This window comes from Shewanella sp. (assembly GCF_013214165.1).
Classification (GTDB): Bacteria; Pseudomonadota; Gammaproteobacteria; order Enterobacterales; family Shewanellaceae; genus Shewanella.
On the sequence record NZ_JABSSM010000005.1, the window covers coordinates 61,150 to 84,047 of the forward strand.

Consider the following 22,898-nt stretch of genomic DNA (forward strand, 5'->3'; position numbering starts at 1 on the left):
ACCCCTATGACACAAGGGCGATGAGGTTAACATTTGCTAATGAAGTGTATTATTTTTAAATATTATGGAAAAAGCAGAAATAAGTGGGGCTTTGGCCTAAGAGAATGAGCATCCCTCTAATGTCACCAAGCAGGCTTGCAAGTGCACCAAGTCCTTGGCTTAAAGAAGGGAAAATGAGATTTCCTAGCCACTCTTTGACATAGCCTTAAGCTAACACTAATTAACTTCCCGCCAATAGATCACTTTATCGTGACCACGATAAGTGCCAAAGAAAGCACTCGCTCTTGGGTCGTATAGCCCATTAACGTTACTGGCATCGTAATTCCAAAACCATTTAAGCCAAGGTTCGACATGCTGTTTAAGCGGTACTACACCAGTAGCATTTGGAACAGTGAAATATATTTGATTCATACCCGCTTGTATTGTGCCGCTTTGTAAGGTTAGTCCAGCATTACTATGCGCCGTAATCGCTGGGAAGCCTGTAGGAAACTGCATATTCATGCCTGTCGTGACCGTTTCCCCATTATCCGCTGAAGAAGCAGTATTATAAATAGAACACAGATCCTCCTCATTGACTATCCAAGTCGGGACACTCTCGGCTACTGAGCTCACATATTCAGTGCGTATTGGCAAGCGTAGGCTTTCAGACTCAGGTCCATAGCCGTTTTCAAGAATCATACGGCCATAGCGTTGTTGCATATTTTTATCTTTACCAATATCGGTAAAGGTAAAGCCAATACATTGCGAATTAGCATCAGATTGGAAACAAATGCCATCATTATCAGTCACATCTAAAGCAAGTAAATCCAAATGAAATAACGCATTGAATGGTGCAACAGCCGAAGCTGTTCTTAAATAATTAACCTGAGCACCAGCAAGGTAGGCGGCGGGTTCACTCGAAAACATCACTGCGCCGGAAAGCGCCGGGTCATCTCTGTCATCGAGCCTTGCAATACCGCTATTATCGCTATAACTACGACCCGACCATTGGTTCTGTTCAGAAGAGTCCTGGTCTCGATAGCGCCACCAAGGCGCTATTTGGTAATTACTGGTCACACTTGTAGAGCTGGACTTGCCAATGACTCGTATCTTAGGTTCTACTGCAGATAAGAAACTAAAAGGCTGATCCATATAGGTAAAGCTACCGCATGCGTTCGATACTTCGGGGGTATTGCCAATTATTTCCAAATAAGCAGGCGTAAAACGACCAAAGACTTCGCTACTAGACTTATCTTGGGCAATGATAACCCCTTGATAATTTAAATCTTGGCTGAGCTCTGCAGTCACTGTGCCCACCTCACTCCAACTTTGAACACGAGTTACCCAAGTTTCCCCGGCTATAAGCTCAAAGTTAATTGAAGTCTCTCCAAAGCTACCGTCACTACCTGTAGATGGCTGATCTACTCTTGCTGTGATTGCTATATTGTCCAACTTGAAATTTTGTAGTGCTGTATTATTACTGAAGTCGGTGTCGTCATCAGACTCCCAACAAACAGCCTTCATTGCCATATTAAAATCATCACCAGCTTTAGCGAGCACCTGACAGTTGGCATCGTATGGGTCCCCACCAATACACGTCTTATTGCCACTCGTATTAAAGAAATGAAAACCCGCAGCAGCAGCGGTAAAATCATCTGAATATTCAAGTAGCAGCTCTTCGGTGCCATTAGGAGTGTTCACCGTATGTCTGTGGGATGCTGTCAACGTGACCACTCCAGCTTCTGGATAATTGGCCTTTAACTCGGCTTTACCGTCCGCATTAAAACGCACATTTAAACTCTTTGTATCACCACCATCAATGTCCACACTCGCTGTTGGCACATTCAAACTACTCAGTATCAGTGCTGCCTGATTATTAACAGAGCTGGGTGTTTTGTACTCAAAATTAAAATCTATCGCCTTAGTTTGATTACTAAAAAGGGGGACACATTCTTGCGTCTGGGGGTCCTTTTTCACTGCAAACAATTCAAAGCTAGCAGTATCTTTGCAAGAGCTAGTATTAGGCACATCGAAGTAAAAACCAGTATCTTCATAGACTAATTTACATTGTTCGATATCTAACACCTCTGTACCGTCTATAAAACAACGATAAGAACCGGACGGAGCTGTAGCGCCGAGACCAACGATAACCAGCCCACCGTCAGCATGCCAGAGCGATGCTGGGGGTATTGTATGTCCAGTAAAGTTAATCGTACTGTATAGGTCACCATTTTTGGTCAAGTCGACAGTGGATAAGACTGAAGTTTCAGCAGTGCAATCAGGATTAGCACAAGCACGAATAAGTATATCCTTTGCCGTGCAGCTAATTGCGCCAGATGAGAACTCTATACGATAATGATTCGTCGCCGCAGGCTCGGCGGATGCCTCGAAGGCAAAATAGCCAATATCTTCTGCGAGGTGAAACCGCTCGGCATCGAGTTGCTGATCTTCATCTAGGGCAAAGCTCACGCTATTGTTAAATTCTGCATGACGACAGCGCCTTGTCCAACCACCATCGGCACCACGACGTGAGTTTTTATTGGCTATTACGTAGGGCTGGCTAGCATAGGTATGTTGATAAGTAGTCGCATAGGCACATTGCTGGCTCAGTGTGCGGGCGTTGCCCCCCGCATTGTGATTCAGTGCATAGCCAAACTCATACAAGATATTCTCGCCGTTGACCCGCATGGAACCAGCGCCAAGCCCGGCAACATAGCCTAAGGTTTCATCTTGATTGATCGGGGCACTGACTTGCGATGCCTCGATGGCTATATCGAATTCATCTCCATGGACGCTCACACTATTAATCACGGTAGTAATAAAGCGATTATTGCTCTTAGTCTGAGCCTGTCCAACCATAGCGGGCTTGGCACCAAACTTGTGCCTAAAGCTGACCTCTTCGTAGCCACGACCAGGTAAGGCTAAGCGATTACCTTGATATTTTTTCGTCTCTATCTTACCCGCTTGCAACGCCTTGCCACGCGCTAGAAAACGATAGCCTGACTCCATGACAAAATAATCCACATCAGGCATAAGATCAGCGGACACCCTGTTGTCCGGCGCATCCTCTTGAGCGATAGACGCAGATGCGGCGCTGCTAGCGCTCAGCTTCACTGACGATGGACCATCCTGGACAGTGTTGGCGCCATCTATGGTCGGCATCAAGATGATCACTGGGGCTGTGACATAGCTATTGGCGAAATGAATCTCGGCGTTGCCATTGCCGTCCAAACTGACACGACCAAACTCAAATTGAGGAAATGGACAGGTTAAATATGCCGATGCCGGTACCTTGACTAGACTCGATGCCGACGGCGGCTGCCAATACAGATGATAGGCTTCAGCCCCGGTCGCCTCATGGAAACGCAGCTCTATTTTATGTGTGCCTTGAGCTAAAGATATCTCCCCGGTCTCACACGGAAAACCACACTGGCCATGCAAGCCATAAAAGCCAACCACAACTTGGCCGTCAATCAAGAGTTCTATCGCGTCATCACCATCGATACCGAAGGTATATTTTCCCGATTCAGGCACATCAATATAACCTTCAAAGATACCTGCATAATTATCCCCCTGACTCGAATGAGGGCTAATATTGCTACCAAAGCCTTCAATGCGAGACTCTATGGATTCACCGAGCTGGTGCGTCGTGGTTTTTACTGTGTCGACAAGATCATTAAACTCAGCGTGATCTACCGGACTGGTATATTGCCCCGTCTTCCAGCCTGTGGCGTCATAGGTTCGATAGGTGATACCGGCGACTCCAGCCTGCTCTGCCGGGCACTGCAGTGGAATAACGGGTAATACTGGTTCAACATCACAATTAGGAGTGACATCTATTTGGCTAGCGCTATTGGTAAAAATAACCCTACTATTACCTTCTAACTCAACGTCTTTACCACCCGATACTGCCCCTTCGACAGAAGAGCTGCCTTTTAACTTCACTTTTTTCTCTGAAACTACATGTGCTGTTAGATAAGTTGATCCTTGTAGCTCAAAGTCTCCATAGCTGTATATCAATAACTGCTCGGCACTATAGGCCAAACTGCTATTTTTATGTGTATATTTATGTTTTTTATCTATAAACCAACTGACAGTGCCATTCTGGGGGTAGATAACATTCACACCACTGTTGATCTCTAGGTGCTCAATCCAATATTGACCCGGTGCGAATTCTAAGGTGCCACTCTCGGCCTTCAGGTGTTTAATCTTATACACACCATTTGTCGTGGTGAAAGTGATCTTACGATCCGCACCATCTTTTAAATGAATGGTCCCGTATTCACCCGCAGTTACCTGTACCTCCGGCTCAGAATTGCTGGTTTCAACCTTTTCGTTACTAGCAGACTTACATTGTTTAAAATCGATCCTGTCGAGGGGTAATGATGAGGGGATCTGAGAAGCAGTACATTGAACTCCTGAGCCTGAGCTAGGCAAGCAAGCAGTCTTATTATCCTCGACTTTATCGGCAGGCAATACTCCATCGCTGGGTGCATTTTCAAGACCTGAATTACCTTTAAACTTAATTTTTCCTTTCTTATCATGTGAATTGACTCCCTCGATGAAGACTTCAGTCCAATCGCTAGCCGACACCCGAGCGGAGTACATGAGTGGAGCTGAGACTGCAATAAAGAATACACCAGCTAGGATTAGGGCTCTGCGCCAATTGATATCCATATTAGTCACGGGCTTCCACCTCCACCTGACGGTTGACTCTCAGACAATTACCGCTATTGCCGCTACAATCGCCGGTTTCGCAGGTCGCCGTGCTGGTAATACGATAGTGGTTTACCGTATCAAGGAGCGTGGCGTTACAGGTCAAGGCGACCCTACAGCCATGAAAACCTGGCATATTTGGGACATCTGGGACATCCCACTCACTGCTGTCGACGCAGCTTGCTAGCGATGCATCTAGGGGAAATAACTGAGCGAGGGCGCTATCGGCACCTGAGTTGGCTGCAGCCAACGCCCGGGTGCCCCACACTTCCAAGTTGACTTGCTTGTCGGCGTCTTCGAGCACATTGATCAAGGCTGACGCCATCAAGAACATCACTGTGATAACGAATATCCCTATCACCAAGGCACTGCCTCGCTGCTTTGCCATCCCGCTATTGAGTAGGGGGCGACTCCGAGTGCCACTTAAGCTGATATCAGCTCCTTGATTCTGATTAGGGAACATTGACCACCTGCACCTGATGTTGATACTGGAACGCTTGTTCATTAACCTCAAATTGCGGTGTTAACTGCACCACGGCATTATTAATCAAGGTCCCAGGAGTATAAGATATTGGCCAATTTCCGCCTGTTATCATCACATTCTCAGCCATTAATGCGCCGTCCGTATCAGTATCGCCTGCCATATCTGCGGGTGTCGGTTGATCTGTATTAAACATATTGTAACCGCTATAACGTCTGATATTGCCATCGGCAAAGAAGCAGTAGCTCACCGCATTGCCCACCATAAAGAAACGATTTCGTGGCGAAGCCTCACTGAAGCGTACCGCACGTTCGAAGGTCAAGGTATTACTGTCAAAGTCTTTAACGTCAAATAAGTGCCCTGTCGATGCTGTTGGCGTCGCAGCATAGATATCTGCCGGTCGCAAGGGATACACCAGTATCCTATGGTCGGTATCGATCCCTTGTGATGGCACCATCACAGTGCCAGTCAAACGAGTAGGCTCAGGAGATATAGGCAGGTCAAGATAGCTGCCGCTGGCCTGAATCGGCACGAATTCGATGCATTGGAAGGTAACGGGACTTTCCGTGACGCGCAGGCTATTGGGCACAGCATTGCGCATCTCACGGGTCATACGCTCCATCACGAAGCGACTCTGACTCAGCACCTGATCGACAGTAGTAGATTCGACGAAGATACGTGTGCCTATGATGACAAAACTACTGACTCCAAGCACCATAACGCCGAGAATAATGATCACCATCACCATCTCAACCAAGGTGAAGCCAGATGATTTCCCCCTTCTGACACTGCTCAGCATTAATAACTACTCCTAACTGCATTACCAATGCTCACTTCATTGCTAGCACTAGCGGAGCCAGAGCGCTTCTGGTTTAAGCTCAACATCAGTAGTTACTCCTAACCGCATTGTAAGTGATCATTTCACTGTTAGGTGTGGTGACATCGATACGGATCAACTTAGTCTCCATGTTGGAGGCGTCGACATAAGTCACAGTTACAGAGACTCGATAGTTAGGGTATTCACTGGCATAGGTATTGTCTGAATTTAACATCAGACTCCCCTCGTTTAGGCCATGATAATCATCGACATCATTAAAACTATTTCGGTTCTCGCCAGTTTCTGGGCCAAAGTCTTGTTCAAGCGTGCAATCCTCGCCGGCGGGCAAACCCAGAGCGGGTCTTGCTACTGCACCACAGGCGGGCACACCACCGTTCGAGTTAGTATGTTGATCGTAGCGTTTGCTCCAGATCTCATTGAGTAGCGAATGAGCCAGTTCAGCCGAACGCACACGGTGTAAGGTCTCGGCGGCGCGATCGGCCTGAGGGAACAGCATGCTAGTCAGCAAGACTAAGGCGATGCTGAGAACCACCATGCCGACGACGAGTTCAATAAGCGTAAAGCCGTTAGATTTATGAGCCAAGTGAGGGCCTTGCGCTGCCTTATTAAACTTAACAGGGTTAACGGCCATGGATATACCCCTGACTCTCGATATTTATGCCCAAGGTCTCATCGGCAATCACGTTAATACATGGGCCGCTACAATCCAAGCTGGCAACGCCAGACGTGTCGAAACTGAGATTAAATGTACTATTGCCACTAGCTATGAGTACTAGGCTGGCCCCACCGGCAAACCCTTGCTTAGGTTCCGATATGCTAGTGCCGGTACAAGTGGAATGATCAAAACGAAGCAGTTGATAGCCGTCGGCATCGACATCGACCCGATAACAGCGATCTTGATTATTCATCGCCATCAGTTGAGTCTTACGTAACTCACTAATAAACTCGTCACGTAGAGTGAAGGCACTGTAACTAGAGCTGGTCATCAGGCGTGGCAAGACGACCACAGAGAGAATGGCGATGAGTATTATGGTGGTGACTAGCTCTACCAGAGTAAAGCCCGCATTTTTTCTCATCTATTTACCGGAGGCTTTACCCAGAAGTTTCGCCGCTAGGCGACATTGGTCTGTAAAAAAATTAACTTAGCAGTCGGTATCGACAATAACATAGCTAGGAATGGTTATCACATCGGCGGCTTCTGACGCAGCGGTATACACTAAACGGCAATCACCATCTGACGCCTTGCCCTTGGGCACGAAGGTGATAACCGTCGCGGTAGATCGCACCCCCCAATCCTCGGTCGTTAACGTGTCAGCAGCGGCTAACGCTTCGAAGCTCATATCCAGGGCAACCTCCAGGTTCGAAATCGTCTCGGCCTCGTCGGCAAAGCTTTTGATGTAGCCGTAGTCGAGTTCTATGCTAAATCCTGTCGCAATCTCAACATCTTGGCTACTCTCGGTCTCAACGCCATCGATGGCGGCCTTAGAGAATACCAGTGAGTTTGCCCCCTGTAGTGCCCCTTTCATGCCAGCCAGGGTCGACTGTCGAGCATCGGATTGCAGATTGATAAACTTAGGCGCTGCAGTCACAGCCAGAATACCCAAGATGATGATCACCACAACGAGCTCAATTAAGGTAAAACCCTGCTGCTTCATGGTTTTCATGGTTTTCATGGCGTTTACACTCCGATCATCACACATTTATGGAAATTGAGTTAACTTAAGTTAACTCGCACCGTTTTCACAACCATTAACAATCAAAATTACGGACTATATATTCAGGCGTCTCTGTGGTCGATTGTGCCGGGATATATTCCAGATAACATCTGTTGCCGCTTACTGTATTGCCGAATCGAGCCGAGCCGGCTTGATAAATAGCTGCAGATTTGGCCCCATCGTCCCCTTCGTCTATGTACCAGTCTGCGGTATCAGTTTCATCATCGCTGATATTCAGATCCATGGCATTGCTCAGCTCATCGGCTGTTGATTGCAGGAAACCATAGTTAGTCAGTGCAGGATTTGTTGTGCCTATATTGACAGAACCGGTCGTTGACGCATCGGCCGAGCCTTTCTGTTCTTCTGCAGATATCGCCGCTTTAGAAAAAACCAGCGAATTTGCCCCTTGCAGCGCCCCCTTCATTCCATCTAGCGTCGACTTTTTAGCATCACTTTGCAGATTGATAAATTTGGGCGCGGCCGTAACGGCCAGAATGCCCAAGATGATGATAACCACGACTAGCTCTATTAAGGTGAAACCATTTTGCTTATTCATTCGATAATCCGATTTTTAATCATTAACTAATTAACAGCTTGATGCAGTAGGCATGCTTGAAAATACCGGCACAGCGCCATTTGGCGCCGACTCGGTATACGTGAAGCGACACTCTGTCGGCGCGCCTGTCTGCCATATTGTTGCCACGCCAGAGTCTACAAAAATGATCCAATCGGCACCGTTATTGGTATCTAAGGTATTATCCGTAGCTGACGTGCCCACATTGAAGCTAACATCTATCGCATTTTCGAGTTCTGCCTGTAACCCTTGCAGGTAGCCGAAGTTAGTTTTGGCCTTGGTGCCGGTGCCGATGTCGACCCCGCCTTTTACCGAGTCAGCCACTTCAGCATCACCCGTCCAATATCCTTTAACCCGCTTCTCCTCACCTTCTATCGCGGCTCTGGCATACACTAATCCGTTGCCGCCTTGTATGGCCCCCTTCATTCCTTGTAGTGCTGACTCACGCGCATCCGACTGCAGGTTGATAAACTTAGGTGCCGCGGTGACGGCCAGAATACCAAGAATGATAATAACGACCACTAATTCAATTAGGGTGAAACCATTTTGTTTGTTCATGTATTAATGCCTTGCTTAACTTAAATTAAATTAGCATCGTTCCAAGTATCCTTACGAGTCACAATATAAAGTATATACTAGGCTGATAACGTCTCTAAGTATTCAACTAGAGACTCGCCATACCCTTGACCTAGTTAGTGAAACTAACCACGGTCCCGGTGCCAGGATTATAAGTAATTCCTTTACCTACACTTAAACTAGGGGCTGGAGAAGCAACCCCGGTATTTTGATCTAATGTTAATGACGCCACCTGATGATACAAACATGAGTCAATGCCGTTAACGGTATCGCCATTAAGATCGGTAGCGCTACCGCCTTCCCCCTCTAATACACGTACTGTGTATCTCTGGTTGCGCGCGTCTTCTGTATAAAGCACATTGCGTGGAGCACTCTGTAATACCGAGCGAAACACCTGTTGGCAATGGCTATCACTCATAGCCGTGACATCTGTGCCATTACCAAAGTCTACATTTCCGGTAGGAAAACCAAAACGTACATCCAGTGACACTTTTGTTCCATCTAAGACAACCGAATCATTGTTGCGGCCATCGACTTCCCACTGTGCGCGAACAAAACCGACCGCGGTAGCCAGACCACCAGCAACACCATCTAAACTGGCATCTTGTGCGTCATCGGTGACATTAAGAAAACGTGGGATAGCGGTTGCGGCAAGCAAGCCCAAGATCACAATCACGATCACCAGTTCTATTAAAGAGAAACCTTGCTGACGGCGGCTAGAGTTAGGCATAGTTCGACCTTATATTATATTGAGCTTTCATTTTTATTTTCAATCGGCTTATTCATATAAGCCCATAGCATCTTCTATAATTCTAGCAGTCGATAGTATTTTAATGGCCTAGAATAACGTCAATATTTTAACGGTTTTTACTCATTAGTCAAAAGTATTACTCGCCCGGAGGTCAGGTGATAGCGAATATGGTCGTTATTTCTAGCAAAATAGTCACAAGTGACTCCCTCGCGGCCGACTGAGGATAGAATTTGTTGCGCCTCAGGTTTTGTCCCTAACAAGTGGTACCAGAGACGTTCACATCCGGCTGAATTTAACTTGTCAGGCATGGGCCAGCCGCTCTCGTTAATGCTAACAAGATGCCTATCCGATGCCTCTTGATTGGCACTAGTACCGCTATGGATAGAAACGTTGGCATCCCAATCTAACATCATCTGCTTGGGGCGACCTTCGGCTAACCATTGAGCCTTAATCATATTCAAAACATTGAGCAAACGGCTATGCTCGAGTCGGAGTCCCTGAGCAGAGATATTATCCAGGGTCGAAAAGTATCTCGTCCCCAAGACCCCTAGCACGCTGAGTAGCAACAGGATAGCGACCATGTTGCCAAATAGCTTCAATAGCTCTCCATCGGCTTTCTGCTGGCTGAGCATTAATAGATTCCTACTTTATCCAGACATTCATCTTGTTTCATCTCGTTCCCACCATATGGCTAGGTAAATACCTGCTTCTTTAACCTTTAACCTTTAACCTTTAACCACGTTGAGCATATCCCACATGGGAAGGTAAATACCCAGCGCCAGGATCAAGACGATGCCCGCGACGAAGCCAATTAAGATAGGCTCGAGTTTGGCGGTGAGATTTTTAAGATCGTAATCCACTTCGCCCTCGTAAAAATCGGCGGCGTCGTTGAGCAACTGGTCTATCTGACCGGTTTCTTCGCCGACGGCCACCATCTGTAACACTAGTGGTGTGAACAGCTGGCTGTTATTGGATACCCTTAACATGGATTCACCGGCTTCTATGCCCCGGCGCATGGCGACGATTCGATCGTGCATGTAGGCGTTATCGACGGCATCGGCTACCAGACTTAACGCCTGCGTCATAGGGACTCCGGCACTCAGCATCATGGAAAAACTCCGGCAGTACCTAGATAAAGTCGAGCGCTCGATGATGCTACCTACGGCGGGAATATGTAGCTTCCACTTATCCCATTGCTTCTCACCTTTCTCAGAATTGTGCCAGTAGCGAATGCCGATATAGGTCCCTATAGCACCCACCAGCATGGCCGGCCAATAGTTGACAAATAGGCTAGAGGTACCGATTAATAGCTTAGTGGCCCAGGGTAATTCGGCACCGAAACGAGAAAACATATCGGCAAATTTAGGGATCACCATGATGTTCAGGATCACCATGGCTATGGTGATGGCAATCAAGACAAACGTCGGATAGCGCATCGCGGCCTTAATCCGGCGTCGGGTCTCCTGCTCGCGTTCGATATAACCCGCTAACTGCATAAAAGCATCTTCGAGTTTACCTGTGTTCTCTCCCACATGAACCATGGAAACGAACAGCGAATCGAACACATCCTGATGATGATTCATTGCCGATGACAAGGGACGCCCGGCGGTTAGCTGCTCGGAAATATCATCGAGAGCATCACGCATACGTTGCGAATGTGTCGTTTCAGACAGGCCAGCGATGGCACGCAAGATAGGGATGCCGGAACGAGTCAATGAATACATCTGCCGGCTAAAAATCTGTAGTTCCGAGAGACTAACCTTGGCTTTGAACAGGCTTGCCAGAGAGAAGTCTTGCCTCTCCTTAGCCTCAATGAGCTCTAATGGAATAACCCCACGAGACATGAGCTGATCTGCCGCCGCACTCTCGGAGGCAGCATCGACCACACCTGTAACTTGCTGTCCGCTGGCATCACGGCCGCGGTATTTATAGACTGCCATTAATTATCATCATGCTATCTCTTACATTCACTATCGATAAAAATGCCACATAATTTGTCATCATACTCATCTCATACATTCACTAGTGATTCAACATGTCGGCGGACAATGTAATGTGGGACTCGGTCATATCTTCGACTAACTTGGCCACCTCTTCGATGGTCGTCATCCCCTCAGCCAGGTATTTAAGTGCAGATTCAGCTAAGGGAGTGAAATTTGGACTCTGTTTCGCCGCATTGGCAAAATCTTGTGGATTACCCGATCTCATGGCTTCTACCATAGACTCATCTAATTCCAGCAGCTCAAACACACCGATACGGCCACGATAACCACTGCCATTACAGCTTTGGCAACCTGAGCCAATTTTGAATCTAGCCTGTGAGAGATCCAGCTGACTGACCGAGTTTAACCAGACTGTGTCTTGGGCGGTTAATTGATAATCACCGGAGCAATTCTGACAGACTCGCCTCACCAGCCTCTGAGCAATAATGACTCTTAGCGCACTCGCTACTAGGTAACTCGCAGCTCCCATATCCAACAAACGTAATGCACTGGTTACCGCGTCATTGGTATGCAAGGTCGACAACACGAAGTGACCGGTTAAGGCGCCTCGAAGACCAATTTCAACCGTTTCTTGATCTCGCATCTCACCCACCATGATAATATCGGGATCTTGACGTAGCGTGCTGCGCAATACATGGGAGAAATCTAAGCCAATTTTATGGTTGACCTGAACTTGGTTAATACGCGGCAACTGATATTCAACCGGATCTTCTACCGTGATAATTTTTCTGTCGGCGGTATTGAGCTCACTCAAGATGCCGTACAGTGTTGTGGTCTTACCGCTACCCGTCGGCCCGGTCACCAATAACATACCGTGTGGGCGCTTAATCTGCTTACGAATACGCGCCAAGATTTCCGGCGGCATACCCGTTTCATTAAGAGTCAGCAAGCCAGCAGATTGATCCAGCAGACGCATCACCACAGATTCACCATGGTATATAGGCATGGTCGACATACGCACATCGATTTTATGCCCTTTAATTTCCATATGAAAACGGCCATCCTGTGGCAGGCGCTTCTCGGAGATATCCAGGCCCGCCATCAGTTTTAACCTCAATACTAGAGCCGCGGAAATACTGGCTTCAGGCAAAATATTCTCATGTAGCTGACCATCGATACGCTGCCTGATGCGTAGCACCTTATCGCCTGGCTCGATATGGATATCCGAGGCACGCATCTGCACCGCATCTTCGAAGATGGACTGCAGTAGCCTGACGACTGTGGTTTCGTTGTCGCTGTCACCCTCGGTGAGGCTGGCAAGATCGAACATGTCATCGGCGGCATATTCCTCTTCGAGCTTACCCGCGATCTGTGCGATCTCATCGGTACGCCGGTAGAGATTATCGAAGGCGTCCAACAGCTGATTCTCGGTCACCACGGCAATCTTCAATGACTTAGGCAGTAACTGCACCTCGAGGTTATCCATGGCCTGCAAGTCGGCCGGATCGCTCATGGCAACCAAGACACTATCGCCATTATCTTCGACGACCAGGGCACGGTAACGTCTCGCTTGAACTTCTGGCAGCAAGTTGACCACTTCATTGGAAATGGGGCGTTTACTGATATCGATAAATGGAATATTCAGCTGTTGGGAGAGAAATCGTAGCAGTTGCTCTTCAGTGATAGAGTGAAGATCGATCAGCGTGCGGCCCAATTTTTTGCCACTGGTCCTCTGCTCGGCTAACGCTTCAAGTAGCTGAGCCTCACCTATGATCTGTTCCTGAACCAGGAGATCACCCAGACGCATCTTTAACTTCGGTTTCACTCGCTCTCTCCTAACTGGACTAGTCTGTTTTCAATATATTCGCTCGCCTGCTTAGATAAGCCGTCTGCTGACAAGGCTTGTATGTAAGCCTGCTTGGCTGAGTCATATTCCAATTGTGAATCTAGGGCATAAGCCAGCCCCATCCACCATCTAGCCTGTTCAGGGTCCAAACGTAATAATTTACGGTAGCTTGCTTCGGCCAATTGATAGTTATCGCTCTTCTGTGCCAAGCTAGATTGTAGGGTCCATTTCTGCCTGGCCAGCTGGCTTGCGTCTGGGATCTGCTCCAGACTGGACATGGCCGATTGAATATCACCGGAGGCTTGCTGTACTCTGGCGAGCAAGAAGGGGTAATCGTATTCTTCGGGAAAAAGAGCCGTGCCTTTTATCAGAATATCACTGGCTGAGTCGAGACGACCCTGACCATAATAAAGAGCCGCGAGTTTTCGTCTCGCCTTATGCATCACAGGGGCTAACGCCAATACTTCGCTGTAGTAGACGATGGCATCACTGAGTAATCCCTGGTTCTCGGCCTCTGTTGCCAGTCGATACCTTCTCAGAGCGAGCTGTTCATTGGACAGTTTCACCTCAGTTATCGTCATCGAACTGGGCTTAACTGCAACAGGCGTGACTACGACAGGTGTAGACTCTGCAGGGGGTTCAGGCTCAATAGCAGGCGCAGTTATATTCTCTGCAGCGGCAGTTATCACTCGTTTTACATCACTATCGACCACGTTAAGATGTGCTGATGAAGGCTGTTCAGATACCGGTAGAGAAGATGCCGAGCCATCGACGGATGTGATCGCTTGAGCTTTAGCTGATTCAGTCTTAACGGCGCTAAAGGACACCTTAGCCATGCTTGCCTCTGCCATTGAAGGTGAAGGTCTAGCAAGCGCTAGGGCGTTAACCTCTGGTTCTCTAGTGTTAACTGCAGTGGCTGTAACGCCGACGACATTCGATAACGGACTCGAAGCAGAAGAAGCCGATGACAGCCGCGGTGTGTTCGACAAGGCTTGCCAGCTATACGCTATGCCGCATAACAGTAACACGGAGACAATCGCCAGCAATATCCAAGGTAGCTTGGGGGCAGACTTAGCCTGATATTGTACCGGAGCAACATTTAGATTTTCCAGATCATGGGATTGTTGACGTTTATCCAGATCTTTAAGCATAGAATTTATCACGCTCATACGCCGGCTCCATAAAATAGCTGCACTCCAAGAACGCTAGTCACACATATGAGGCTCAAGCCCATAAACCAAAACCATCTAGCCCTATAACTAAGTTTAGTATCTTGGGTGTCGATGATGGCCCCTTTAACGTGACGGTATTCGACTCGTTCGGCCCCCTCACCAAAACTCAATAACAGGGCCTTGTGAGCTAAAATATTAATCAACCTGGGGACCCCTTTCGATGCTAGGGCCAGCACTCGCGTATTTTTATGGTCAAATAGCGGCTGTCCCACACTACCCGCGACCGATAGCCGGTGCTGAACATAGGCTTCAGCTTCATCCAAGGTCAAGGGACGCAAACAGTAGCTGAAGGTAATCCTCTGCCTTAACTGTCTGAAACTATGTTGATTTAATCTTTCATCCAACTCGGGTTGAGCAAACAGCACCACCTGTAGCAACTTGCGAGTCTCGGTCTCTAAGTTTGTGAACAGGCGCAATGCTTCCAGGCTCTCATCGGGGAGGGCCTGAGCCTCATCCAACACCAGTACGATTGAATGACCATGGGCACACAGGGCAAGTAATTGTTGCTGTATCAGCCCTGTCAGCTGTATCTGATCGATATTGGCGCAATATTTAAGCCCAAGTTCCAGCGCAACGGCCCAACGTAATTCCGCCGGAGATAGATAGGGATTAGGTAGATAAGCACAATGAAAGCGCTGTGGTAGCTCGTTGATCAACTTGCGGCAGATGAGGGTTTTTCCCGTACCAACCTCGCCGGTCACCTTGATAAAACCTTCGCCCGTCTGCAATGCCGTCTGTAATACCTGCAACGCCTCGACATGAGGCGCGAGTCCAAAGAAGAACTCGGTATTAGGGGTAAGTGAGAAAGGCGTTTCCGCTAAGCCAAAATGTTGCAGGTACAATATTTACTGCCCTTGTTCTGTATCATCGTGCTCTTCGGGATACCAACGGTTTAGCAGATCTTTGGAGCGCTCTAGCTCCTTCTTCCAGGTATCCACGCCCACAACGGTAGGTTTAAGTAAGATAACCAGTTCCGTTTTTTTCAATGATCTAGCACGATTAGTAAATAGCTGGCCAATAAAGGGAATATCCCCTAATAAGGGCACCTTAGAGACCACTTCTATGCTCTCACTCTTCATCAGACCACCAATCACCACCACATCACCACTCCTGGCCATGATCACGGTATCCGATTCACGAATATCACTCTGAGCCAAAGGTAACTCCAAGGTGCTATTAGAGATTTTAATCGTCTTAATCTGCTCCTTGATATCGATAACAGATGGGTGAATATGCAGTAATACATTACCCTCGCCATCGATCTGTGGCGTCACATCTAGGGCGATACCGGAGAAAAATGGGGTCAATTCGACTTCAGGCGTCGTAACAGGCGTCGTGCCAGCTACGGTTGTCGACGAGACATTGGTCACAAAATACTCATCTGTGCCCACCTTAATGACGGCCTTTTGATTATTCAATGCCGTGACACGTGGACTCGATAGCACATCTACATCACCTTGGGTATCGAGCAGACTGATCATGGCGGTGAAATTGGTACCCGATAGCTTGAGTGAAGTCACCCCACCAATCACGCTGGTGATCGCATCCGATAAACCACCTCCAGTCGATGTACCAAATTCAATATTGGTATCACCCACATGTCCCAAGACATTCTCCCAATTGATCCCTTGCTGATAGCCATCAGACAAGGTGACCTCTAAAATTTTAGCCTCGATGATCACCTGCCGCTGTAGATGAGTCTCGGCAGTTTCCAGGAAGGTCCGTACCTGCCGCAACTCATTTGGATATGCGCGAATAGTCACTAATCCGGCTTGGGGAGTAAGCACCACCTGACGTCCACCACCGGTATGGCCCACAATCGATACCAAGGTCTCTTTTAATTCGCCCCAAAGATCACTCTTGGTGGTCGAGCGAATGAAGGTACCATTGGTCGTTTCATTACTGCTATTACTGCTATTCGAACCAGAACTGTTACTGGAGGAATCATTGCTATTACTATTGCTGCTACCCGAACTTGAATTGTTGTTACTATCTGAAATTCGCCCCGAGTTAACCGACGTCAAAGACAAGCCGTTGCGCTCCATGTACAGATAATTCAGTGGAAATGTCTCGGTGCGCATGCCAGCTGGATAGATGCGTAAGATTCTCCCGGTACGACTCACTTCATAACCATAGATATCTTCGACGACCTGTAACGCTTCGCTCAATGTGACCCCTTTTAGCGATAGAGAGATATTGCCGCTCACATCTGGATGCACGGCAACACTCAAGGGCGTGCCTTGTACCAAACTGGGGAAAAACACCTTGGCTTCGACGTCATGAGCAGACACATCGAAACGGCGATCGGTTCTGGGGCTGGATGCTAACCCGGCAAGTAACTCGGCTGAAGCGAGTTCCTTCTGAATAGACTCAGGCATTGTCGCCGGAGGAGGCGTGGCCTGTTTACTCGATTCTGCTTGTAACGACTCAGCCAGAGCCCCTTTAGCGGCCACAGGTTCAGGTCTATTGGTTGTTTGACAGCCAACCAATAACAGAGTTAACAGAGGCGTAATAATTTTTAGCGCATTCATGTGTATTTAATTTCCCTTTGACTCTGTTATCGCTTGGAACATGGTGAGTTTACGACCATCGGATAATGAAACTGAATGAATCTCGATAGCAGTGATATTCACACCTTGTACTCTATCCCCGATCTCGAAGATTTCATTATTTATCACGGCGTGGGATGCCGACCCCGCCTTAATCACACTATTGAGTATCAAGTCACTGCTATGACTCGAAGCTGAAGCCTCGATGACAAGGGCGCCATAACCAGGCCTTGTCGGATCCCTTAATGTCTCAGCCTGAGTGCTAGTAGCAAGCAACATCAGCAATGCCATGAGCGGGCTAACCTTGAGTAGCGACACTGATAAAGTCCTTATTTATGCTTAAGGTATAGAGTTCCAGCACGACACTCGCAATCGGATACTCATCGACTTTATAATCTATTTTTTTCCAATACAGCTTGCTCGGCATTGCCTCTACGGCTTCGATAAACTTAAGCACCGAGAAGTAATCTCCCTCCAGAGTCAGGCGGATCCCATGACTGTAGAGGTTCATCTTCTTATCGTCCCCAATTTTTAGCAAGGGAGTGGGTGCTATCGATTTGAATTCATGCAGTGTGATGCCAGTGACTTTCCCCAGCAATTCACTCAATAACGCAGGCATATGATTTGCGGGAACCATGTCCACCATCTGAAAAGACAGCTGATCATCTAGATCGCCATCTTGGCGCAGCAACACATTCAAACGCTCGTTATATTCATCATTAGGATTTTGCGCTAATCGCTGCTGATACAAGTCAATCTGCTGCAATGAAACCTTATTCTCACTAGCGATAGCTTTATTCTGCCTCGCGAGGGACTGATGCTCTAACAATAATGATTCTAGTGGGAGGTAGCACAACATGCCTATCACCACCAAGGTAACACTCGCTACCATGACTCTCTCTCTCTGGGTCAGAGCATCGAATCGAGCGCCCCATTCATTCCATTGCTGCTTCACTTAGCCTCCTCGATTCCGGCCTTGCTGGACAAGGTAAATGCTAGCGGTTTATCCTCACCCCGGCTCATTGCCATAGCCGCAAATGCATGACCTTTTAGCGTTTCTGTCGACTTGAGGCGTTCAATCCACAAAGGAACACTATTGGGCGCTGAGCTAAAGCCCTCGAAAATGAATTCATTATTTTCGACTCTGATGCGGTTGAGCCAGATATTACTATTGCCAACACGAGCGAGATCTTTAAATAACATTGAGTATCCATGGCTCGTCAGCGCTTCTCGCTGACTCAGCTCACCCATGAGCATCTGTTTGAGTTCAACTTGTTGCGTGAGAAGAGCCACTTTATCCACGAGTTTGGCGTCGGGGGCACGTTTTTCGATTGCTACTTCGAGGGACTGTTTCTGCTGATCTAGGCTAGATTTTTGCTTAGCCAGTTCAAGCTTATCGGCCTCGAGCCCTGACACTAATATGTAGCTGGCTGAGCTCGCCATAGCAAATAGGACAAGCATGATGACGAGCACCAGAGTCAGACGCTTAAAGCTGAGCCTCTGTACCGGTGGCAACAAGGTATCTGAATACAGATTGACTCTCGTCTTCAAGGTCATACCTGTACTCCAGGCTCTGTAGGCTCGACACGGTAAAACTCACCACATGTCAGCTGGGCAATCTTGGTCTCGACGGTATCGACAGCAATCGCATTGACCTTCTGATCGAAGTTTGCACTCACCAGCTCAACCAGTTTATCGACTTGACCATTGACCAGTAACTCGATAGACACCACAGGAGCCTGACGCAGTTGACTCTCGAAATAATCCATTGAACGTTGTAGCTCTAAACTTAGGTTATCGGCCATCCCCATGGCTAAATCATCGGCGCTAACGGTATCTAGCTTGTTAAATCCCCGCACGCGTCGCTGCATATAAAGCTGCCCCTGTTTGACTACTGTCAGCAATAATTCCTGCCCTGGGGTATGACACAAGACTAACTTGGCTTGATTATCTTTGGCAAAGAGGCCAGTAACAGCCATCTCTTCGATGCTTATGCCTAAGACTTGCATATGGTGCTCTTGAGCCGCTAATACCATGGCGGATAATCTTGCCTTCTCGGCAACGACAACACTTAACTTAGCGCTATTGGCTAATGGTGAATCGAAGTAATCGAGGTGGATATCGGTGACTTCGTGAGTCACCATATCTTTGACCGACCAGAGTAGTGCCTGGGACATCTCACTGGGCTCTACATTAGGTTTATCGACAACTAACAATTGATAAAATGACGCACTCAAGGTGATGTGCAGCTTAGCGGGTTGGAATTGCTGGGCAATCGAGGCAAAGACAGCGGACCAATTTGAACCATTAAACGAAAATTCGTGGGCCATACTTTCGGTTTCAATCCGCGCGCCGACATGAGATTCGGTTTCGATTGACGAGATGACATCGGGGGACTTAGCTTGGAACACGACAAGCTTATCCGGACACACGTAGATGCCGAGTTCAAGCTGCGCTTGTTTTTTTTGCCAGAAGGCCAATCTCGTTAAAAGACTCTTTTTCATTTAAAGAATGTCCAAAACCTCTGTTATCATGGGCGACTCATGCCTTAGATGAAAGCATAGTAGCCCATAACACTTGGGCAACATATAAGAAATGACTAGATGTCCCTATCAAAAGTCAACGAACCGATGAGCGCCAAAATACTTACACTCATTGTAGCGGCTAATCTGCTCATTTTATAGAAAAAAAACAGAATGAAAACGATCAACGAGTGTTTTGTATCATCTAAACTGTAATTGAAGCAGGTGTTAAGTAATTTACTGCGGGCAAAATGTAATTTTATAAGCCAATAAATTTTCTACATAAGCGGCTAGATTTCTTCCACAGGCTCACTGAACAAGCTTCCCTGCCCGGCACTAACACCTAAAATTTTCAGGGTCTGCCACTCCTCGAAAGACTCTATTCCCTCGGCAAAAACCTGCACATCAGTTCGATATAAACCACCGATAAGACTACGCACAAACAACTGATTTTCTTGACGAAGATGTATTTGAGTCACGATTGAACGATGCAGTTTTATCAGGTCGAAATGACACTCTTTGATGTATTGAGTACTGACCACCTGCTGTCCCACACGGTCGACACATAAGCTTGCGCCCATTTTCTTAATCATATCGAGTCTGGATTTCAGCTCCTCCTTATGATGCACCACTATGTCCTCATTGATCTCGAAGATGAGCCAGGGGGTGAGATGCCTATACTCTAACAGGGTCGTTTTAAGCCAGCGGATAAATGCCCTACTCATCAGGGTATCTAGGCTGAGATTGATGCTGAACCTGGTGTTTCTATCCTTAGGATCTGCGAGCAGATCGAACAATACCGTCTCGATAACCTGACGTTCAAACTGAGGCGTCAGCCCACATTTTATTGCCATAGGGATATATAGCGTGGCTCTAACCAGGTTGTTTTTATTGTCACGTATTCGACTGGATACCTCTAAGTGATGAGTTTCCATATCGCTGTCGACCACAGGCTGAGAAAAAATCACTAAACGTCTATTGACCAGGGCATATTCGAGAAAACTGCGCCACCTGACTGACCCCTTGGCCAACTCTTCATCCACGGCCCCTTTATCATACATAAACCAGCCACTGGTTCCCTGAAATTGAGCCGCCCTTAGGGCTCTCTCTGACTCGTCGAGCAACTGCTCCTTAGTATCACCGACTTTAAAATAGGCGGCACCAATGTGGAAAAAGTCTTCGCTGTTCTCTGTCTCGGGGACGTTTTGATTCAAGCATACCTTGAGTAATCTAGCGGCTAACTTCTCAACGTCTTTTAAAGAGATTTGAGGCACTACGATGGCAAACTGGTTGAAAGAACGACGCGAAAATATACTGTTAGCCTGACTGTCCAAGATCTGATTAATATCGCTAATCGTCTGATGCAACAACTCATCGATGGAGTCATCACCAAGCTCTTGCTGCAGCAGGTCCATATCTTCCATCTCGAGTAAAAACAGCACACCTGGAGCCATCATACCTTTATCGTTACTCAAGGCGTCGAGACGATTCTTAAGAAATAGCCGATTTCCTATGCCAGTTTGAGGATCCAGAAACGTATTTGAGCGGATAAATTGATCGAACCTAGCTCTATGCTTCTCCGCATCATCTAGCTCTAACAATAGATGTGTCAGGGCACGATTTATCATTCTCGGCCTGCCATCTCCTCTCTCGGCTAAGGCCTTATCGTATTCATTCTCTAGAATCAGCTTACTGCGCACCGCCAGATCTTCTATGCCCTGTAGCTGCATCGATAACCATCTGTGGCCGAAGCAAACAAACCCAGAGATAGAGAGTAAGCCAATGACTAATATGGAGAATTCATACCAGGATAGTGAGTACATCTTAAATGGCTGAGGTAAGGTGATCACTAAGTTGAGATTGCCAGCCTCGAGCAGCTGCCGCTCATAGGTGATCATCCCAGCACCAAGTTTGTCGCTGCCATACTGGTAGAGTATTTGACCTTCGGCGTGCAAGGTTAAACTCACCGTGTTATACGCGGTTAATATGGAGGGGAGCCAGGTAGAGAGTGCTTTATTATTCTCATGCTCATAATGATGAATGAGCATGGACTCGAGCTCGGTGACCTTCTGCTGTTGAAATTTATAGGTCAATTGCGTGAAGCTTACTAGGGCAACAAGCAAAAATATAAATGCAACGGCTGCCAAAGAAAGTAGCCAAAAGCTGGTCAATTTATTAGTTAAAAGTCGTGTCAGTTTCATTATCCGCTTCCTGCAGAATTTATTATTCTTATTATTAAAATCGAAACCAAGATTAGGTTTATGACAAGTAGCTTCGATTCATCGTTTAGAAAGTCGTTTAAACAGCAGTAAATAAAGCCAGAAAGATAGCAAATGAGTCCTATCTAAAATTCCACAATACAAACAAATCCCCCCCGCTACAATCTTTGAATGATTTTAAAGCAGAAGTTCAAATCGCATACCTAAGATTCTAAAAACAAAAAAGGGCCCAATGGCCCTTTAAATACCAATGAAAACAAACTTAGCTCATGTAGTTTTCTGGTAATTCAGTAATCACAGCGACGCCAGAATCGATGGCCGCTTGGGCCACGGCTTTAGCCACATTCGAGAGTAGACGTGGATCCATAGGCTTAGGGATCACATAGTCAGGACCGAAGCTCAATGACGTCACATCCGGATACGCAGCGAGTACAGATGCTGGCACCTCTTCTCTCGCTAAGGCGGCAATGGCGTGTACCGCTGCAATCTTCATTTCATCGTTGATCTTCGATGCACGCACATCCAATGCGCCGCGGAAGATGAATGGGAAACAGAGCACATTATTCACCTGGTTAGGATAGTCACTGCGTCCCGTACCCATGATCAAATCTTGGCGAACTTTATGAGCTATTTCTGGCCTGATTTCGGGATCTGGGTTTGAACAAGCGAAGATGACGGGCTTTGCAGCCATCATGGCTACGTCTTCGGCGCCCAGCACATCGGGACCCGAGAGGCCTAAGAAGGCATCGGCGCCCTTAATCACATCTTGCAGGGTACGCTTGTCAGTATTGTTAGCAAATAATGCCTTATACTCATTGATATCTTCACGACGAGTGTGAATAACGCCTTTTCTGTCGAGCATATAAACATTTTCACGCTGCACGCCACACTTAACCATCATGGTCATGCAAGCAATAGCGGCCGCACCGGCCCCCATACAGACGATGACAGCATCTT

The 22,898-nt window shown here is 47.3% G+C and carries 21 protein-coding genes; all 21 read right to left on the minus strand.

Features of this window, described 5'->3' with window-relative positions; all coding sequences use genetic code 11:
• Positions 1-216: 216 nt before the first annotated feature.
• The gene (locus HRU42_RS02805) at positions 217-4,656 is read right to left on the minus strand and encodes a DUF6701 domain-containing protein (RefSeq protein ID WP_295028845.1); all 4,440 of its coding nucleotides are present in this window, start codon (positions 4,654-4,656) and stop codon (positions 217-219) included.
• Between the two features lies 1 nt (position 4,657).
• On the minus strand, positions 4,658-5,083 hold the full coding sequence (locus HRU42_RS02810; RefSeq protein WP_295028846.1) for an MSHA biogenesis protein MshP: 426 nt from the start codon (positions 5,081-5,083) through the stop codon (positions 4,658-4,660).
• A 64-nt stretch (positions 5,084-5,147) separates the two neighbouring features.
• A complete protein-coding gene (locus tag HRU42_RS02815) occupies positions 5,148-5,975 on the minus strand; it encodes a type II secretion system protein (protein ID WP_295028822.1) in 828 nt (275 codons plus the stop codon).
• A gap of 85 nt (positions 5,976-6,060) precedes the next feature.
• Entirely contained in the window at positions 6,061-6,645 is a 585-nt protein-coding gene (locus tag HRU42_RS02820) for a type II secretion system protein (RefSeq protein WP_295028823.1), read from the minus strand.
• Positions 6,635-7,090 carry a type II secretion system protein gene (locus HRU42_RS02825; RefSeq protein WP_295028824.1) on the minus strand — a complete coding sequence of 152 codons (456 nt, stop codon included), beginning with the start codon at positions 7,088-7,090 and terminating at the stop codon, positions 6,635-6,637. The genes HRU42_RS02820 and HRU42_RS02825 overlap by 11 nt, the downstream gene beginning before the upstream one ends.
• Before the next feature lie 66 nt (positions 7,091-7,156).
• The gene (locus HRU42_RS02830) at positions 7,157-7,687 is read right to left on the minus strand and encodes a prepilin-type N-terminal cleavage/methylation domain-containing protein (RefSeq protein ID WP_295028825.1); all 531 of its coding nucleotides are present in this window, start codon (positions 7,685-7,687) and stop codon (positions 7,157-7,159) included.
• Positions 7,688-7,763: 76 nt separating this feature from the next.
• On the minus strand, positions 7,764-8,285 hold the full coding sequence (locus HRU42_RS02835; RefSeq protein WP_295028826.1) for a type II secretion system protein: 522 nt from the start codon (positions 8,283-8,285) through the stop codon (positions 7,764-7,766).
• Positions 8,286-8,315: 30 nt separating this feature from the next.
• Positions 8,316-8,861, minus strand: coding sequence for a type II secretion system protein (locus HRU42_RS02840; protein WP_295028827.1), 546 nt, complete (start codon positions 8,859-8,861; stop codon positions 8,316-8,318).
• A 130-nt stretch (positions 8,862-8,991) separates the two neighbouring features.
• Positions 8,992-9,609: a type II secretion system protein gene (locus HRU42_RS02845; protein ID WP_295028828.1), complete on the minus strand. Its 618-nt coding sequence runs from the start codon at positions 9,607-9,609 to the stop codon at positions 8,992-8,994.
• 137 nt (positions 9,610-9,746) lie between these two features.
• On the minus strand, positions 9,747-10,262 hold the full coding sequence (locus HRU42_RS02850; RefSeq protein ID WP_295028829.1) for a hypothetical protein: 516 nt from the start codon (positions 10,260-10,262) through the stop codon (positions 9,747-9,749).
• 93 nt (positions 10,263-10,355) lie between these two features.
• The gene (locus tag HRU42_RS02855) at positions 10,356-11,570 is read right to left on the minus strand and encodes a type II secretion system F family protein (protein ID WP_295028830.1); all 1,215 of its coding nucleotides are present in this window, start codon (positions 11,568-11,570) and stop codon (positions 10,356-10,358) included.
• 82 nt (positions 11,571-11,652) lie between these two features.
• Complete coding sequence (locus tag HRU42_RS02860) at positions 11,653-13,398, minus strand: type II/IV secretion system protein (RefSeq protein ID WP_295028831.1); 1,746 nt, start codon at positions 13,396-13,398, stop codon at positions 11,653-11,655.
• Positions 13,395-14,588, minus strand: coding sequence for an MSHA biogenesis protein MshN (locus HRU42_RS02865; RefSeq protein WP_295028832.1), 1,194 nt, complete (start codon positions 14,586-14,588; stop codon positions 13,395-13,397). The genes HRU42_RS02860 and HRU42_RS02865 overlap by 4 nt, the downstream gene beginning before the upstream one ends.
• Positions 14,585-15,493 carry an AAA family ATPase gene (locus HRU42_RS02870; RefSeq protein ID WP_295028833.1) on the minus strand — a complete coding sequence of 303 codons (909 nt, stop codon included), beginning with the start codon at positions 15,491-15,493 and terminating at the stop codon, positions 14,585-14,587. Before HRU42_RS02870 ends, HRU42_RS02865 begins: the two co-directional genes overlap by 4 nt.
• Positions 15,494-15,496: 3 nt before the next feature.
• On the minus strand, positions 15,497-17,182 hold the full coding sequence (mshL, locus tag HRU42_RS02875; RefSeq protein ID WP_295028834.1) for a pilus (MSHA type) biogenesis protein MshL: 1,686 nt from the start codon (positions 17,180-17,182) through the stop codon (positions 15,497-15,499).
• A gap of 6 nt (positions 17,183-17,188) precedes the next feature.
• Positions 17,189-17,518 carry an MSHA biogenesis protein MshK gene (locus HRU42_RS02880; protein WP_295028835.1) on the minus strand — a complete coding sequence of 110 codons (330 nt, stop codon included), beginning with the start codon at positions 17,516-17,518 and terminating at the stop codon, positions 17,189-17,191.
• Positions 17,499-18,155 carry an MSHA biogenesis protein MshJ gene (locus HRU42_RS02885; RefSeq protein WP_295028836.1) on the minus strand — a complete coding sequence of 219 codons (657 nt, stop codon included), beginning with the start codon at positions 18,153-18,155 and terminating at the stop codon, positions 17,499-17,501. The genes HRU42_RS02880 and HRU42_RS02885 overlap by 20 nt, the downstream gene beginning before the upstream one ends.
• The gene (locus tag HRU42_RS02890) at positions 18,152-18,757 is read right to left on the minus strand and encodes a PilN domain-containing protein (protein ID WP_295028837.1); all 606 of its coding nucleotides are present in this window, start codon (positions 18,755-18,757) and stop codon (positions 18,152-18,154) included. Before HRU42_RS02890 ends, HRU42_RS02885 begins: the two co-directional genes overlap by 4 nt.
• Positions 18,754-19,704, minus strand: coding sequence for an MSHA biogenesis protein MshI (locus HRU42_RS02895; RefSeq protein ID WP_295028838.1), 951 nt, complete (start codon positions 19,702-19,704; stop codon positions 18,754-18,756). Before HRU42_RS02895 ends, HRU42_RS02890 begins: the two co-directional genes overlap by 4 nt.
• Before the next feature lie 308 nt (positions 19,705-20,012).
• Positions 20,013-21,923, minus strand: a complete 1,911-nt coding sequence (csrD, locus tag HRU42_RS02900) for an RNase E specificity factor CsrD (RefSeq protein WP_295028839.1) — start codon at positions 21,921-21,923, stop codon at positions 20,013-20,015.
• 280 nt (positions 21,924-22,203) lie between these two features.
• Positions 22,204-22,898, minus strand: a 695-nt coding sequence (locus tag HRU42_RS02905) for a malic enzyme-like NAD(P)-binding protein (protein WP_295028840.1), incomplete at its 5' end; no start/stop codon positions are given.